This window comes from Streptomyces sp. NPDC088157, assembly GCF_044741545.1.
Taxonomy (GTDB): Bacteria; Actinomycetota; Actinomycetes; order Streptomycetales; family Streptomycetaceae; genus Streptomyces.
On record NZ_JBIUSU010000008.1, the window covers coordinates 202,447 to 217,059 of the forward strand.

Genomic DNA, 14,613 nt, shown 5'->3' on the forward strand with positions numbered 1-14,613 from the left:
ATGTGCGTCACCCCCTCGGCCGCGAGTATCGTCCTCACCTGCACAGACTCATACCGTTTTCCCTTGACATCGGAGGGCTCGTTGTCCCGCTTCGCGCTCATCAAGGCAGTGCTCGGCCCGGTCATGCGCTTGATGTTCCGCCCTCGGGTCGAGGGCGCGGAGCACATCCCGGGCGACGGCCCCGTCATCCTGGCCGGCAACCACCTCACGTTCATCGACTCGATGATCCTGCCGCTCGTGTGCGACCGGCAGGTCTTCTTCATCGGCAAGGACGAGTACGTCACCGGCAAGAGCCTCAAGGGCCGGCTCATGGCCTGGTTCTTCACGGGAGTCGGCATGATCCCGGTCGACCGCGACGGCGGCCGCGGCGGTGTGGCGGCGCTGATGACCGGACGGCGGGTGCTGGAGGAGGGGAAGGTCTTCGGGATCTACCCCGAGGGAACCCGGTCGCCCGACGGTCGGCTGTACCGGGGGCGGACCGGTATCGCCCGGCTGACCCTGATGACGGGTGCGCCTGTCGTGCCGTTCGCGATGATCGGCACCGACAAGCTGCAGCCGGGCGGTGCGGGGATGCCCCGGCCGGGGCGGGTCACCGTCCGGTTCGGCGAGGCGATGGAGTTCTCCCGGTACGAGGGGATGGACCGGGACCGCTATGTGCTGCGGGCCGTGACGGACTCCGTGATGACCGAGGTCATGCGGCTGTCGGGGCAGGAGTACGTGGACATGTACGCCACCAAGGCGAAGGCCGCGTAACGCCTCCGGCGGGGGGGCCGTGTTCTGGTGCGGGTGCGTTGTGGCTCGTCGCGCGGTTCCCCGCGCCCCCGAGGTCGCGGGCCTCACCCGGTGAGGTGGAGGCCCTGTCCCCCGCGTCTCTCAGGGTCGGCTGTCCAGCCGCTCGTTCCGCAGCATGAACCATGCCGCCGCCGCCGTAGCCAGCAGGACTGCCGCGCCCACTCCTGACGCCACGGTCAGGCCGTCCACGAAGGCCTCCCGGGCCGACGACAGCATCTGCTCGGCCGTGGACGTCGGCAGATGCCCCGCCGCCTCCACCGCTCCGCCCAGTGACTCGTGCGCCCCTTCCGGCGTGCCCGCCGGGGCCGCGAAGCCCCTGTAGACGCCCGTCACGATCGAGCCGAGCACGGCGATGCCCAGGGCCGCGCCCAGTTCGTACGCCGTCTCCGAGACCGCGGAGGCGGCGCCCGCCTGGTCCTTCGGTACGGAGCTGAGGATGACGTCCGAGGTCACCGTGAAGGAGAAGCCGGCGCCCACGCCGACCACCAGGAGGACGGCGCCCAGCATCGGGTAGCCGGTGTCCTGGTCGATGAGCGTCAGCGCGGCCAGCGCCAGGCCGATCGCCGCGAGGCCGCCCGAGACCACGGCCCGTACCGAGAAGCGGCGGGCCACCCGGCCGGCGATCAGACCGGCCACCACCGCGCCGACGGCGGCGGGCAACTCCGCCAGTCCGGCCTCGAACGGACGCCTGCCCTGGACGAGTTGCAGGTACTGGGAGAGGAAGAACACCAGGCCGGACAGGCCCAGGATGGTCAGCAGGTCGGCCAGGACCGCGCCGCTGAAGCCGCGGTGGCGGAACAGCCGCATGTCCAGCAGGGGCGCGGGGAGGGTCAGCTGACGGCGGACGAAGCCGTACAGCGCGGCCGCGCCCAGCAGACCCGTGCCGAGCGAGACCGAGGTCACGCCGTGTGTGGCGGCCTCCTTGACGGCGTAGACGATGCCGATCACGCCGACCAGGGACAGCAGCACACTGGGCAGGTCCCACGGGCCGGGGTTCGGGGTGCGGGACTCCGGGAGTGTCCTGATGCCGACGACGACCAGGACGACCATCACGGGCAGGTTGATGAGGAAGACCGAGCCCCACCAGAAGTGTTCGAGGAGGAAACCGCCCACGACGGGTCCGACCGCGGTGCCCGCGGAGGCGGTCGCGCCCCAGATGCCGACCGCCAGGCTGCGCTCGCGCGGGTCGAGGAAGAGGTTGCGGATCAGGGCGAGCGTGGCGGGCATCAGGGTCGCGCCGGCGACGCCGAGCAGGGCCCGGGCCGCGATCATCGTCTCCGGGGTCGTCGCGTAGGCGTTGAGGATCGATATCAGCCCGAACGCGGTGGCGCCCACGAGCAGGATCCGCTTGCGGCCGATGCGGTCGCCGAGGCTGCCCATCGAGACGAGCAGACCGGCGATGACGAACGAGTAGACGTCGCCGATCCAGAGGAGCTGGGTACCGGAGGGCTCGAGGTCCTCGCTGATGTAGGGGGTCGCGAGACCGAGGACGGTCGCGTCGACGGCCACCAGCAGCACGGCGAGCACGAGGACGGAGAGCGCGAGCCAACGGTCCGGACGCTTCACCGCCTCGGTCGTGGACGCCGGCCGCAGGGTGCTGGTCATGATTCCTCTCTCTGTGGTGCGGGGTTTCGTGGTGCGGGGTTCTGTGGCCCGGGATTCTGTGGCCCTGGGTTCTGTGGCCCGGGATTCTGCCCGGGGTTCTGTGGCCCTGGGTTCTGTGGCCCGGGGTTCTATGGCCCGGGATGTTGCGGGGCTACGGGGCTACGGGGCTACGGGGCTACGGGGCTACGGGGCTACGGGGCTACGGGGCAGGGTTCCGCGGCACCGGCTGCCGTAGGGCGCCGCCGAGCAGCAGCTCGGTGATCATGTGCTGGAAGTCCCTGGGGGCGCCCTTGCCGCTCTGCACCATCCAGGCGCCGGAGGCCAGCAGGCCGAACAGCGCCTCGGTGAGCCAGGCGGGCGTGAGGTCGATGCGGAACTCGCCGCCGAGCTGTCCGCGCCGGAACAGGCCGGAGACCCGCTCGTCGATCCGGGTCCAGCCCTGGTTCTGCTCCGCGCCCTCGAACAGCTGGTTCTCGGTGTAGAGGAAGGCCAGCAGGCCGGCGGCCGGTTCGAACTCCCCGACGAGCCGGCGTACGGCTTCGCGCGCCGGCCCCTCGTCCGGACGCGCCGCGTCCAGGGCCGCCTCGCACTCCGCGATACCGAGGGTCTCCAGGGCGCGCACGAGCACGTCGCGGCCGGCGAAGTGACGGTGCAGGGTGGCCCGGCTGATACCGGCCGCCCTGGCGACCTCGTCCATCGTCGCGGTGGATCTGCGGGTCAGCAGGGCCGCGGCACTGCGCAGCACGTGATCACGATCAACAGCCATGAGACAAGAATAACCCATGTGAGACATAAGTGTCTCACGCCGGGCAGGTCTGACTCATGCTTGCCGGTCTGACGGATACCTCAGTGCCAGGGCAGGCTGCCGCGCCGCTCCCAGTACGCCCGCGGCTCCTCGGCCAGTGCGGCCAGCCGGTGCACCTGGTCGTCGTCGAGGTCCACGACCGCCGCGTGCAGGTTGGAGGCGAGCTGGGTGGCGGTCGCCGCGCCGGAGAGGACGACGCCCGCCCAGGGTTGGCGCAGCACCAGGGCGAGGGCGACCGCGTCACAGCCGAGGGACGTCTCGGCCGCCACCGCCTTCAGGACGTCCGGCGCGTGAGCCGGCGCGAGGCGTCCGTTGGCCATGCCCTCCTTCACGATCACCGTGAGCCCGGCGTCATGGGCCTCCGCGAGGGCGGGGCCGGCCGAGGTCTCCAGCGCGTTGTACGTCGACTGGACGGTACGGAAGAGGGGCTCGCCGTCGACCGTCACGGCGAGGGCGGCGCGGACGGCGTCGGCCTGGGCGGGGCCGCTGGTGGAGAAACCGACGGTGAGCCCCTGCGCCGCGGCCTCGGCCAGCTTCGCGTGAAGTTCCTTGTCGGTGAGGGCGGGGCTGTCCGGGGTCACCGAGTGGATCTGGTACAGGTCGAGCCGGTCGCCGAGCAGGTCCGCCGTCTCGGCGCGCTGACGCTCGTAGGTCGCGAGGCCGTGGTCCTTGACCTCGTGCCGCTCCGCGTCCGTGGTCCAGTCGGCGGTGTAGGTGTAGCCCCACTTGCTGCCCACCACGATGTCGTCGGCATCGGGCCTGGCCTTGAGCCAGTCGGCGAGGAACTCCTCGGAACGGCCGTAGGAGCGGGCCGCGTCGAAGTAGCGGACGCCCTGCGCGTAGGCGGCGTCGAGGAGTTCGTGGGTGCGGGCGCGCAGCGTATCGACGCCGCGGTCCTCTCCGAGGTCTTCGTCCCGGCCGAGGTTGATGTAGCCGGGACGGCCGACGGCGGCGAGACCCAGGCCGAGGTGGCAGGTGGGGGTCGTCGCTGAGGCGAGGCGGGCGAAGGGCATCCCGGGCTCCGTTCGGTCGGCTCCTTGACAGTTCCCGACCAACGTAACCGCGATGCCTTCGCTTCACGCGCGCGTGAGCGCGAAAAGCCCCACGCGCGCGTGCCCCGAAGGCGCCGCGCGCGTGGACCCGTGCGGGGATCGCCCTACTTCTTGTCCTTCGCGGTCGCCCAGGCGTGCTGGGTCGCCACGTCCGCCTTGACCTCGGCGAGCTGGACGGCGACCGCGCTCGGTGCCGTGCCGCCGCGGCCGTCGCGGGAGGCGAGCGCGCCGGGGACGTTGAGGACGGAGCGCACCTCGGGGGTGAGATGTGCGGAGATCTTCGCGAACTGCTCGTCGGTGAGGCCGTCGAGCTCCTTGCCGTCGGCCTCGGCGACCTTGACGCACTCGCCGGCCACCTCGTGCGCGACACGGAACGGCACACCCTGCTTGACCAGCCACTCGGCGATGTCGGTGGCGAGCGAGAAGCCGGCCGGGGCCAGCTCCTCCATGCGCTCGCGGTGGACGGTGAGGGTGGCGACCATGCCGGTGAAGGCGGGGAGCAGGACCTCGAGCTGGTCGCAGGAGTCGAAGACCGGCTCCTTGTCCTCCTGGAGGTCGCGGTTGTACGCGAGCGGGAGGGCCTTCAGGGTCGCCATGAGGCCGGTCAGGTTGCCGATCAGGCGGCCCGACTTGCCGCGCGCCAGCTCCGCGATGTCGGGGTTCTTCTTCTGCGGCATGATCGACGAGCCGGTGGAGAACGCGTCGTGCAGCGTCACGAAGGAGAACTCCTTCGTGTTCCAGATGATGATCTCCTCGGAGATCCGGGAGAGGTTCACCCCGATCATCGCGGTGATGAAGGCGAACTCGGCGACGAAGTCGCGCGACGCCGTGCCGTCGATGGAGTTGCCGACACTGCCGTGCTCGAAGCCGAGGTCCCTGGCCACGGCCTCCGGGTCCAGGCCGAGGGAGGAACCCGCCAGGGCGCCGGAGCCGTACGGCGACACGGCCGTGCGCTCGTCCCACTGGCGCAGGCGCTCCGCGTCCCGGGACAGCGGCTGCACGTGTGCGAGGACATGGTGGGCGAAGAGCACGGGCTGGGCGTGCTGGAGGTGGGTCCGGCCGGGCATCGCCACGTCCGGGTGGGCCTCCGCCAGACCGATCAGCGCGTCCTGGAGGTCGGCGATCAGGCCGGCGATGATCCGGGCGTGGTCGCGCAGGTACATCCGGAAGAGGGTGGCGACCTGGTCGTTGCGGGAGCGGCCCGCGCGCAGCTTGCCGCCCAGGTCGGCGCCGAGGCGCTCCAGGAGGCCGCGCTCCAGGGCGGTGTGGACGTCCTCGTCGGCGATGGTGCCCACGAAGGAACCGTCGGCCACGTCCGCCTCGAGGTGGTCGAGGCCCGCGATCATCCGCGTGAGCTCGTCCTCGGTGAGCAGGCCCGCCTTGTGCAGCACGCGCGCGTGGGCACGCGAACCGGCGATGTCGTAGGGCGCGAGCCGCCAGTCGAAGTGGACGGAGGCGGACAGCTTCGCCAGGGCCTCGGCGGGACCGTCGGCGAAACGTCCGCCCCAGAGCCGTACGTCACCGCTGTTGCTGCTCACTTGCGTTGCTCCTCACGACTGCGCTCAACGACATGCATGAGTATGCAGTGCTCTGCATGAATCGTCAATTCGACTTCACGGTGTCGCCCGGTACCCGATCTTGAGAAGTTTTTGCAGGGGGTTTGAACAACGGCAACCGCTTACCCGTACTCACGACTGAACGCCGGCGCCGCGTTTGTCAACCCACTCCTGACCCAAGTGAGGCTTCCGCATGTCCAGGGCTCTTCCGAAGTACAACAAGCGTCGCGTGGTTGTCATCGGCGCGGCCGCCGCTCTGGCACTGACCGGCGCGGTGGTCGTCAACTCCGCCCTCGCCGGGGAGTCCAAGAGCAGCGGCACCACCAACGCCCAGACGCTCGCCAGTCCCGGCACCATCTCGTGCCCCGACGTGGCCTCCCAGCTTCCCGCTATTCCCGCCTCCGCGCAGGCCGAGGTCGACCGCAACCTCGCGCTGCTCCAGACGCAGATCGCGGAGGCCAACAAGCGGCTGGTCGACACCGTGGGCCAGGGCGGCGCCAACTTCGTGCAGAACGCGATCCTCGGCCCGCTGGAGGGCAAGCGCGTGTCCACGATCGACCGCATCGCCATCTCGATCGGCCGCAAGGGCACCAAGCCCCAGGGCCTCGACGCGCTCGCCCCGTGCGCCCTCGACGCGGGCGGCGTCGCGGACACCGGCGAGGGTGCCGCCACGGGCGACGAGGCCGAGGCCACCCCGGGCGCGGAGGAGACCGCCGCCGCAGGAGGAGCGGACAACGGCGCGGCGGACAACGGGGCCGGGACGGGCGACACCGGCGCCGACGCGGCCGGCGTGGGCACCATCAGCTGCCCGGACGTCGCCTCGCAGCTCCCGGCGATCCCCGCCACCGCGCAGGCCGAGGTCGACCGCAACCTCACGCTGCTCCAGACGCAGATCGACGAGGCCAACACCCGGCTGCAGAACACCGTCGGCCAGGGCGGCGCCAACTTCGTGCAGAACGCGATCCTCGGCCCGCTGAAGGACAAGCGCGTGTCCACGATCGACCGCATCGCCATCTCGATCGGCCGCAAGGGCACCAAGCCGCAGGGGCTCGACGCCCTGGCCGCCTGCACGCTGAACAAGTGACGTGACAGGCACGGTGGCCGCCCCGAGACGCATCGACCGGGGCGGCCGCTGTGGCGTGTCCGCACCTCGCGAACCCGACCGCGGCCGCCCCTGCCGCCACCGGCACGAGGGGAATCCGATATTTCCTTAGACGCGCGAATGACTTTCCCGGATAATCGTTAGACATGGGAAAGACCTATGAGCGCATCGACGGCAGGCTCCGCACGTTCATCGAGGAGCAGCCCCTTTTCTTCACCGCGACCGCCCCCCTGTCCGGCGACGGCACGGTGAACCTCTCCCCCAAGGGCCTCAAGGGCTCGTTCGCCGTCCTGGACGAGCACACCGTGGCCTACCTCGACTTCGCCGGCTCCAACGCGGAGACCATCGCGCACCTGCGGGAGAACGGCCGGATCACCCTGATGTGGTGCGCCTTCCAGGGGCCGCCGAACATCGTGCGGGTGCACGGCCGCGGCGAACCCGTCTTCCGCGACGACCCCCGATTCCAGGAGCTCCGCGCCCACTTCACCGACCTGGACACGACCCCGCACGGGCTGCGCGCGATCATCGTCGTGCACGCCGAACTCGTGCGGGACACGTGCGGGTACGCGGTGCCCTTCATGACGTACGACGAGGACCGGGAACTGCACGCCAAGCGGTTCGCACGGGAGGACGACGCCTCGCTCAGCGCATACTTCGCGAAGAAGGAGCACATCGCCACGAGCATGGACGGACTGCCCGGACTGCCGTTGCCCCTGCGTCCGATTTGACGCGCATATGCTGACTGTACAGACAGTCAACCCTTGTTCCTCTTGGGGCATTTGACGGAATTCCCCCTTCCGCCGCTCTCGTCCCCTAGCGTGGCTCACGCAGGCGCTCTCGCGCAGGTGCGAACACATGGGGGAAACATGTTCCGACCCGCACGCGAACCACAGAGCAAACGTCATGTCCGCTCCTCCTTCTACGTCGTCGGCGAGGGCATCCTCGCCGAGTCCCGGGACGGCGGCCCCGCGCAGCCGCTGGCCGCCAACACCGTGGCGGAGCTGCGCAAGTTCCGCTTCTCGCGGCTGGGCCCGCCCTCCAGGCCGGCCCAGCAGCTCGACCGCGACGCCCGCACCGAGCTGGCCAGGGCGATGACGGACCCCGGGCGGGACCATCCCGACCAGCCGGGGGTGCCGTCGGGGTTCACGTACCTCGGCCAGTTCGTGGACCACGACCTCACCCTGGACGCCACCGCGGTGCGCCTGGAGGACGAGATCACCGTCCGCCAGCTCCTGCAGGGCCGCTCACCGGCCCTCGATCTCGACTCCCTCTACGGCCTCGGCCCCGACCACCGCTTCGATCGCCGGTTCTACGAGGACGACGGAATCCGCCTGAAGTCCGGGACGACCCAGGGCGTGCCGAACGACCCCTCCATCGTGGGCCGGCCGCTCACCGGCTTCGACCTGCCCCGGCAGGGCACGGGCTCACTGAAGTCCGAGCGGCGCCGGGCGCTGATCCCGGACCCGCGCAACGACGAGAACCTGATCGTCGCCCAGATCCACACCGCCTTCATCCGGTTCCACAACAAGGTGGTGGCCGATCTCGTCGGCAAGGGGGTGTCGAGCGCCGTGCTGTTCGAGTCGGCACGCGAGACGGTCGTCAAGCACTACCAGTGGATGCTGCGCCACGACTTCCTGCGCAGGATCGTCGACCCCGAGATCGTCGACGACGTGTTCAGCAACGGCCGCCGGGTGTTCGAGCCGGCCCCCGGTGAGTACGACCTGCCGACCATGCCGATCGAGTTCTCCGTGGGCGCCTACCGGCTGGGCCACAGCATGGTCCGCGGCCGCTACAACTGGAACCGCGTCTTCGACCAGGGCCGGGGCACGCTCGAGCTGCTGTTCCGGTTCAGCGGCACCAGCGGCATCCTCTCCCCGCCTCCCGCCGAGACGACGGACCCGGAGGCGGGCGACTTCGAGCGCCTGCCCACCAACTGGATCGCCGACTTCCGGCGGCTGTTCGCCTTCCGGGAGGCGGTGCCGGACCGGCCCGAACTCCAGGTGCCCGAGGCGCAGTTCAACCTCGCCAAGCGCATCGACACCCTGCTCGTCAATCCGCTGGCCAACCTGCCGCTCGGCTCCTTCGGCGGCCGGGGGCAGTCGGCGCCCCCGGAGATCGAACTGAACCTCGCCTTCCGCAACCTCACCCGGGCGTCGATGCTGCGGCTCGCGACGGGACAGCAGATGGCCGAGTACTTCGTCGACCGGAAGGTCGACGTGGAGCCGCTGACCAAGGCCGACTTCGCGCAGGGCGGCGGGGCGCAGCTGTCAGCCGGACTCGCGGACGCGGTCGCCAAGCACGCACCGCTGTGGTTCTACGTCCTGCGCGAGGCCGAGGTGAGGGGCGACGGGAAGCTGACCGGCGTAGGCGGCCGCATCGTCGCCGAGGTGTTCCACCGGGCCATCGAGGGCAGCCGGCACTCCATCGTGCGCGACCCGTTCTGGCGCCCCTTCCTCAGCCCGGTCGAGGACCGCAACGCCCAGGACGTCTTCGAGATGACCGACCTGCTGCTGTACGCCTTCGAGGGACGGGCGGACCAGCTCAACCCGCTGGGTCCGGTGACCTGAGCGGCCTGCGCGGACAGCCGGCGCCGTGCACGGTCGGCCCACCCGGCCTGCCGGTGCCGCTGCCCGCGCTTAGCGTCTGAGCATGCGCCCTCGTGTCGTCGCCACCGCCCTCGTCTGCGCGTCCCTCGTCCTGCTCGGTGCGGCTCCGGACACCGGGGCGACCACACCGCTGCCCACGCGGATGGCGGACACGGGCGGTGGCGCCCAGCTGATCACCGCCGTGGCTCCGAAGGCCGGTTCCACCTCGGGCACGCTCACCTGGTGGGACCTGCGGGACGGTCGCTGGGTACCGACCGGCACCACGCCCGCGCGGTTCGGCGCGCAGGGCCTGGTCGAGGGTGCCTCGCGCCGGCAGGGCACGAACACGACGCCGACGGGCCTGTACGACCTCCCGTACGCCTTCGGCATCCGGCCGGCGCCGCGCGGGACGTCGTACGCCTACCGTCCGGTGCGCCCGGACTCCTGGTGGTGCCAGGACAACGACTCCCGTGCCTACAACCGGTGGACCGAGCCCCGGCCGGGGCACTGCCGTGCCGCCGAGTCCGAGCACCTGGTCACGTACCGGACGCAGTACGCGTACGCGCTGGTCATCGGGTTCAACTACCGCAAGCCGGTGCGGGGCCGTGGGGCGGGGATCTTCCTGCACGTCGACGGGCGTGGGGCGACGGCCGGTTGTGTGTCGGTGCCGGTGGGGGCCATGCGGCGGATGCTGACGTGGGTACGGCCGGGGGGACGGCCGCACCTCGCGATCGGCACGGCCGGCGGGCGGACGGCGATCACCCGCTATTGAGCCCCGGGTGCGCGTCCGGCGCACGGCCGTCGGCGGCCGGCCCGCGCGGACGGGGGTTACCGCCGGTCGCCCCCGTAACGGTCTCGGCGGAACGCTGAACACTCCGCGTCCCCGGCCCGTATCTGAGGGCCAAGGGTCCGTATCCACGGAGGAACAGTGACGACGACGATCGCCGGCGGCCGTGCCGCCCGCCGCCAGACGATGCGCCGCATCCGCCCGCGCCGTTCGCCGGCCGTCCCGTTGCTGCTCGCCGTATGGGCGGGCGCGGCGGGCGTGCTGTGGCTGTGGTGGTCCAACACGCCGAACATCGCGGACGACAACAGCAAGATCCTCAACGCGGGACGGATCACCGGGCTCCTCGCCGGGTACCTGATGGCGCTCGTCGTGCTGCAGATGGCCCGGGTGCCGGCGCTGGAACGGCGAGTGGGCTCGGACCGGGTCGCCCGCTGGCACGCGATGAGCGGCCGGTACACGCTCTGCCTGGTCTTCGCGCACGTGTTCCTCATCATGTGGGGATACGCGCTGCAGGCCGGCAAGTCGCTCGGGGACATCGTCCAGCAGACGATCGACTCCATCAACCAGCTGCCGGACATGGGCAAGGCGGCGATCGGCACCGGTCTGTTCCTGCTGATCGGCCTGGTCTCGATCGGACCGGTGCGCCGCCGGATGCCGTACGACACCTGGTACCACATCCACCTGATGACGTACGCGGCCGTGTTCCTGACGTTCTGGCACCAGATCACCACCGGCAACGACTTCGCGATCGAACCGACCGCGAAGACCGTCTGGTACGCGCTGTACGGGTCGGTCACCGCGCTGGTCCTCTGGTACCGCGTCATCGCGCCGGTGCGGCTGAACCTGCGGCACCGGCTGCGCGTCGAGGCGGTCATCGAGGAGACGCCGGGCATCGTGTCGGTGCTGATCGGCGGGCGCAAGCTGCACCGGATGGGCGCTGAGGCCGGACAGTTCTTCCGGTGGCGGTTCATGGCGCCGGGCATGCGGTTCAGCTCCCACCCGTACTCGCTGTCGGCGGCCCCCCGCCCGGACCTCCTGCGCATCACCGTCAAGGCGATCGGCGACCACAGCGCCGCGCTGCGTGAGCTGCGCCCGGGCACCAAGGTGTGGGCCGAGGGTCCGTACGGTGCGATGACGGCGTCCCGGCGCAGCCGCGGCAAGGTGCTGCTGGTGGCCGGCGGAGTCGGCATCACGCCCATGCGGGCGCTGTTCGAGACGCTGCCGGGCGCGGCCGGTGACATCACCCTGCTCTACCGGGCCAACAGCACCCAGGACCTGGCGCTGTGGGACGAGCTGGCGAAGATCGCCGACGAGCGCGGGGCGCGGCTGATGTACGCCGTGAACAGCCCCGACGGGGAGCGCCCCGACATCTCGGCGGAGTCCCTCCAGCGGAAGATCCCCGACATCGACAGCCACGACGTCTTCATGTGCGGACCGAACGGCTTCGCCCAAGGGGTGTACGAGGCACTGCGCGGCGCCGGGGTCCCCGCCCGCCGCATCCACCACGAGTCGTTCGAGATGTGAGCGACCCGCACTCACGGGAACCTCGCCACCTACGGGAATCAGGAGCTCAGGAAGAGATGAGGAAGAGCCACCCTCTTCGGCGCGTCGTGCTCGCCACCGCCGCCACCGTGTCCGGGATCGTGCTGCTGCTGTCGCTGAAGCCGTCGTCCGACCCGGGCGCCACCCAGGCGGCGGGCGCGGGCGCGGCGGCGCAGGAAGCGGCGCAGGGCGGATCCGGGGCGGTCGTGTCGGGAACGATGACCGGTGACGCGGCCCAGACGCAGTACGGGGCCGTGCAGGTCCGGATCACCGTCGTCGACAACAAGATCACCAAGGCCGAGGCCGTCCAGGCTCCCAAGGGCGGCACCAGCGACCAGAAGACCGCGCTGGCCGTCCCCAAGCTCAACGCCGATGTGGTCGCCAAGCAGAGCGCGAACGTCGACACGGTGTCGGGCGCCACGTACACCAGCGAGGGCTACAAGAAGTCCCTCCAGTCGGCGATCGACAAGGCGAACGCGAGCGCGGGGTCCTCCCAGGGACAGGGATCCGGCAGCGCGCAGGCCTCCGGCACCTTCACCGGGGACGCGGTCCAGACGCAGTACGGCGCGGTCCAGGTCCGGATCACGGTCGCCGGCGGCAAGATCACCAAGGCGGACGCCGTGCAGGCCCCCAAGGGCGGCACCAGCGACCAGAAGACCGAACTCTCCGTCCCCAAGCTCAACCAGGAAGCCGTCGCGGCGGGCAACGCCGACATCGACTCCGTCTCCGGCGCCACCTACACCAGCGAGGGCTACAAGAAGTCCCTCCAGTCGGCCCTGGACAAGGCGAAGGCCGGTGCGGGTCCGTCGTCGGGCTCCGGGAACGCGGGCGCGGGGTCCTCCTCGGGAGCCGCGCAGGCCAAGACCGTCACCGGCAGCGTCGTGCAGACGCAGTACGGGCCGGTCCAGGTCCGGATCACGGTCGCCGGCGGCAAGATCACCAAGGCGGACGCCGTGCAGGCCCCCAAGGGCGGCACCAGCGACCAGAAGACCGAACTCTCCGTCCCCAAGCTCAACCAGGAAGCCGTCGCGGCGGGCAACGCCGACATCGACTCCGTCTCCGGCGCCACCTACACCAGCGAGGGCTACAAGAAGTCCCTCCAGTCGGCGCTGGACCAGGCCGGTGGCTGACACCGTGGCCGAGTCGGCGGCGGCCCCCGCCGTGGTGCGTCACGCGGAAGAGGTCATGGGGACCGTCTTCTCCTTCGACGTCCGCGGCGGGGAGCCCGGGGCGGTGCGGGCGGCGCTGGGGGAGGCGATCGCCTCGCTGCACCGGGTGAACGAGGTGTTCAGCACCTACCGCGAGGACAGCGAGGTGTCCCGGCTGGTCCGCGGTGAGCTGACCGTCGAGGAGTGCGATCCGGACGTGGCCGAGGTGCTGGAGCTGGGCGCCGAGGCGGAGCGGGTGAGCGACGGCTGGTTCAGCATGCGCTACCGGGGCCGGCTCGACCCGACCGGCATCGTGAAGGGCTGGGCCGCCGAGCGCGCGGCCCGTCTGGTCGCGGCGGCGGGCGTGAGCGGGGTGAGCGTCAACGGTGGCGGGGACGTGCAGTTGCTGGGCGTCCCCGGGCCGGAGCGGCCGTGGCGGGTCGGGGTGTCGGATCCGTTGCGGCCGGGCGGTCTGGCCGCGGTGGTGTCGGCCGCGGGAGCGGACGAACTGGCGGTCGCGACCTCGGGTACGGCGGAGCGGGGGGCCCATATCGTCGACCCGCGCACCGGCCGCTCCGCGGTGACGGACCTGGTCGCCGTCACCGTGGTGGCGCCTCGGCTGACCTGGGCGGACTGCTGGGCCACGGCTGCCTTCGCGATGGGCTCGCGGGAGGCGCTGGCGTGGCTGGAGGCCCTGCCGGACGTGGAAGCCCTGCTGATCACGGCGGGCGACGAAGTGCGCTGCACGGGTGGGTTGGCCAGAAGGCTGGGCTGAGCGGTTGCCGGGCCGGGTGCGGGTGGCGCGACCCGGCCTGACGGGCTGCCACCCTCGGAAGGGGGACCCCGGTGGCCCCGGTACCGCCCCGGGGCCGCCTCCCAGGACTTCCAGGACTTCCAGGACTTCCAGGCGAGGGGGAAGCACGATCGCCCCGCGGCTCACAAGGGCCACTGCCCAGTGCGAGCGACGGTGACTCCTCGGGGGCGCGGGGCCGTGCTGACAGCCGACTCCGCCGCGCGGGCGCGACCGGCCCCCGCTCGCCCTCGAGTGGCGCACGGCGCGAAGAGTCTCCTCAGTGACCGTTCTGGGCGAGCCGCAGCAGATGATCCGCCAGCGCCTGCCCGCCCGTCGGCTCCCGGCTGATCAGCAGCAGGGTGTCGTCACCCGCGATCGTCCCGAGGATGTCGTGCAGCTCGGCCTGGTCGATCGCCGAGGCGAGGAACTGCGCGGCACCCGGCGGGGTGCGCAGCACCACGAGGTTCGCCGAAGCCTCCGCGGAGATCAGCAGCTCCTGCGAGAGCCGCCGCATCCGCTCCTCCTTCGCCGACTCCCCCAGCGGTGCCCGGGGGGTCCGGAAACCCCCTTCACTGGGCACCGCGTAGATCAGGTCGCCGTCGTTGTTGCGGATCTTCACCGCGTTCAGCTCGTCCAGGTCCCGCGACAGCGTCGCCTGGGTGACGCTCAGCCCGTCGTCGGCCAGCAGCTTCGCCAACTGGCTCTGCGACCGCACCGGTTGCCGGTTGAGGATGTCCACGATCCGGCGGTGACGCGCGGTGCGGGTCTGCGGCACGGCGGGGCCGTTGACCCCGGGCTGCTCATGGTCCTGCGCGTGGCTCATCGTCGTCTCATTCTCCGGTTGTC

13 protein-coding genes are annotated in these 14,613 nt (G+C 71.2%); 8 read left to right on the forward strand and 5 right to left on the reverse strand.

Annotation, left to right across the window (positions count from 1 at the left end; translation table 11 throughout):
- Positions 1-81 precede the first annotated feature (81 nt).
- Positions 82-753: a lysophospholipid acyltransferase family protein gene (locus ACIPFH_RS30625; protein ID WP_401831915.1), complete on the forward strand. Its 672-nt coding sequence runs from the start codon at positions 82-84 to the stop codon at positions 751-753.
- Positions 754-873: 120 nt separating this feature from the next.
- On the opposite strand, the gene ACIPFH_RS30630 is transcribed toward ACIPFH_RS30625, so the two are convergent.
- From ACIPFH_RS30630 to argH, 4 genes are all read right to left on the reverse strand, one after another.
- Positions 874-2,397 (reverse strand): MFS transporter, encoded by a 1,524-nt coding sequence (locus ACIPFH_RS30630; RefSeq protein ID WP_401831445.1) that lies wholly within the window; start codon positions 2,395-2,397, stop codon positions 874-876.
- A 199-nt stretch (positions 2,398-2,596) separates the two neighbouring features.
- A complete protein-coding gene (locus ACIPFH_RS30635) occupies positions 2,597-3,163 on the reverse strand; it encodes a TetR/AcrR family transcriptional regulator (protein ID WP_401831448.1) in 567 nt (188 codons plus the stop codon).
- A gap of 80 nt (positions 3,164-3,243) precedes the next feature.
- On the reverse strand, positions 3,244-4,215 hold the full coding sequence (locus ACIPFH_RS30640; RefSeq protein ID WP_401831450.1) for an aldo/keto reductase: 972 nt from the start codon (positions 4,213-4,215) through the stop codon (positions 3,244-3,246).
- Positions 4,216-4,358: 143 nt separating this feature from the next.
- Positions 4,359-5,792 (reverse strand): argininosuccinate lyase, encoded by a 1,434-nt coding sequence (gene argH / locus ACIPFH_RS30645; protein ID WP_401831452.1) that lies wholly within the window; start codon positions 5,790-5,792, stop codon positions 4,359-4,361.
- Between the two features lie 211 nt (positions 5,793-6,003).
- On the opposite strand from argH, the gene ACIPFH_RS30650 reads away from it, so the two are divergent.
- From ACIPFH_RS30650 to ACIPFH_RS30680, 7 genes are all read left to right on the forward strand, one after another.
- Positions 6,004-6,894 carry a hypothetical protein gene (locus ACIPFH_RS30650; protein ID WP_356260729.1) on the forward strand — a complete coding sequence of 297 codons (891 nt, stop codon included), beginning with the start codon at positions 6,004-6,006 and terminating at the stop codon, positions 6,892-6,894.
- Positions 6,895-7,058: 164 nt separating this feature from the next.
- Positions 7,059-7,640 (forward strand): pyridoxamine 5'-phosphate oxidase family protein, encoded by a 582-nt coding sequence (locus tag ACIPFH_RS30655; protein ID WP_401831454.1) that lies wholly within the window; start codon positions 7,059-7,061, stop codon positions 7,638-7,640.
- Between the two features lie 138 nt (positions 7,641-7,778).
- Positions 7,779-9,479 carry a heme peroxidase family protein gene (locus ACIPFH_RS30660; RefSeq protein WP_401831456.1) on the forward strand — a complete coding sequence of 567 codons (1,701 nt, stop codon included), beginning with the start codon at positions 7,779-7,781 and terminating at the stop codon, positions 9,477-9,479.
- Positions 9,480-9,561: 82 nt separating this feature from the next.
- Positions 9,562-10,269 carry a L,D-transpeptidase gene (locus ACIPFH_RS30665; protein ID WP_401831459.1) on the forward strand — a complete coding sequence of 236 codons (708 nt, stop codon included), beginning with the start codon at positions 9,562-9,564 and terminating at the stop codon, positions 10,267-10,269.
- 156 nt (positions 10,270-10,425) lie between these two features.
- Entirely contained in the window at positions 10,426-11,808 is a 1,383-nt protein-coding gene (locus tag ACIPFH_RS30670; protein WP_356260741.1) for a ferredoxin reductase family protein, read from the forward strand.
- A gap of 56 nt (positions 11,809-11,864) precedes the next feature.
- Positions 11,865-12,956, forward strand: a complete 1,092-nt coding sequence (locus tag ACIPFH_RS30675; protein ID WP_356260744.1) for an FMN-binding protein — start codon at positions 11,865-11,867, stop codon at positions 12,954-12,956.
- Positions 12,949-13,749, forward strand: a complete 801-nt coding sequence (locus ACIPFH_RS30680; RefSeq protein ID WP_401831462.1) for an FAD:protein FMN transferase — start codon at positions 12,949-12,951, stop codon at positions 13,747-13,749. The genes ACIPFH_RS30675 and ACIPFH_RS30680 overlap by 8 nt, the downstream gene beginning before the upstream one ends.
- Positions 13,750-14,044: 295 nt before the next feature.
- On the opposite strand, the gene ACIPFH_RS30685 is transcribed toward ACIPFH_RS30680, so the two are convergent.
- Positions 14,045-14,590, reverse strand: a complete 546-nt coding sequence (locus ACIPFH_RS30685; protein ID WP_401831464.1) for an arginine repressor — start codon at positions 14,588-14,590, stop codon at positions 14,045-14,047.
- Between the last annotated feature and the right edge of the window lie 23 nt (positions 14,591-14,613).

Excerpts from the sequence above, each read along its gene's own strand:
- ACIPFH_RS30630 (WP_401831445.1), bottom strand. The coding sequence starts at position 2,397 with ATGACCAGCACCCTGCGGCCGGCGTCCACGACCGAGGCGGTGAAGCGT.
- ACIPFH_RS30635 (WP_401831448.1), bottom strand. The coding sequence starts at position 3,163 with ATGGCTGTTGATCGTGATCACGTGCTGCGCAGTGCCGCGGCCCTGCTG.
- ACIPFH_RS30640 (WP_401831450.1), bottom strand. The coding sequence starts at position 4,215 with ATGCCCTTCGCCCGCCTCGCCTCAGCGACGACCCCCACCTGCCACCTC.
- ACIPFH_RS30650 (WP_356260729.1), top strand. The coding sequence starts at position 6,004 with ATGTCCAGGGCTCTTCCGAAGTACAACAAGCGTCGCGTGGTTGTCATC.
- ACIPFH_RS30655 (WP_401831454.1), top strand. The coding sequence starts at position 7,059 with ATGGGAAAGACCTATGAGCGCATCGACGGCAGGCTCCGCACGTTCATC.
- ACIPFH_RS30660 (WP_401831456.1), top strand. The coding sequence starts at position 7,779 with ATGTTCCGACCCGCACGCGAACCACAGAGCAAACGTCATGTCCGCTCC.
- ACIPFH_RS30665 (WP_401831459.1), top strand. The coding sequence starts at position 9,562 with ATGCGCCCTCGTGTCGTCGCCACCGCCCTCGTCTGCGCGTCCCTCGTC.
- ACIPFH_RS30675 (WP_356260744.1), top strand. The coding sequence starts at position 11,865 with ATGAGGAAGAGCCACCCTCTTCGGCGCGTCGTGCTCGCCACCGCCGCC.
- ACIPFH_RS30685 (WP_401831464.1), bottom strand. The coding sequence starts at position 14,590 with ATGAGCCACGCGCAGGACCATGAGCAGCCCGGGGTCAACGGCCCCGCC.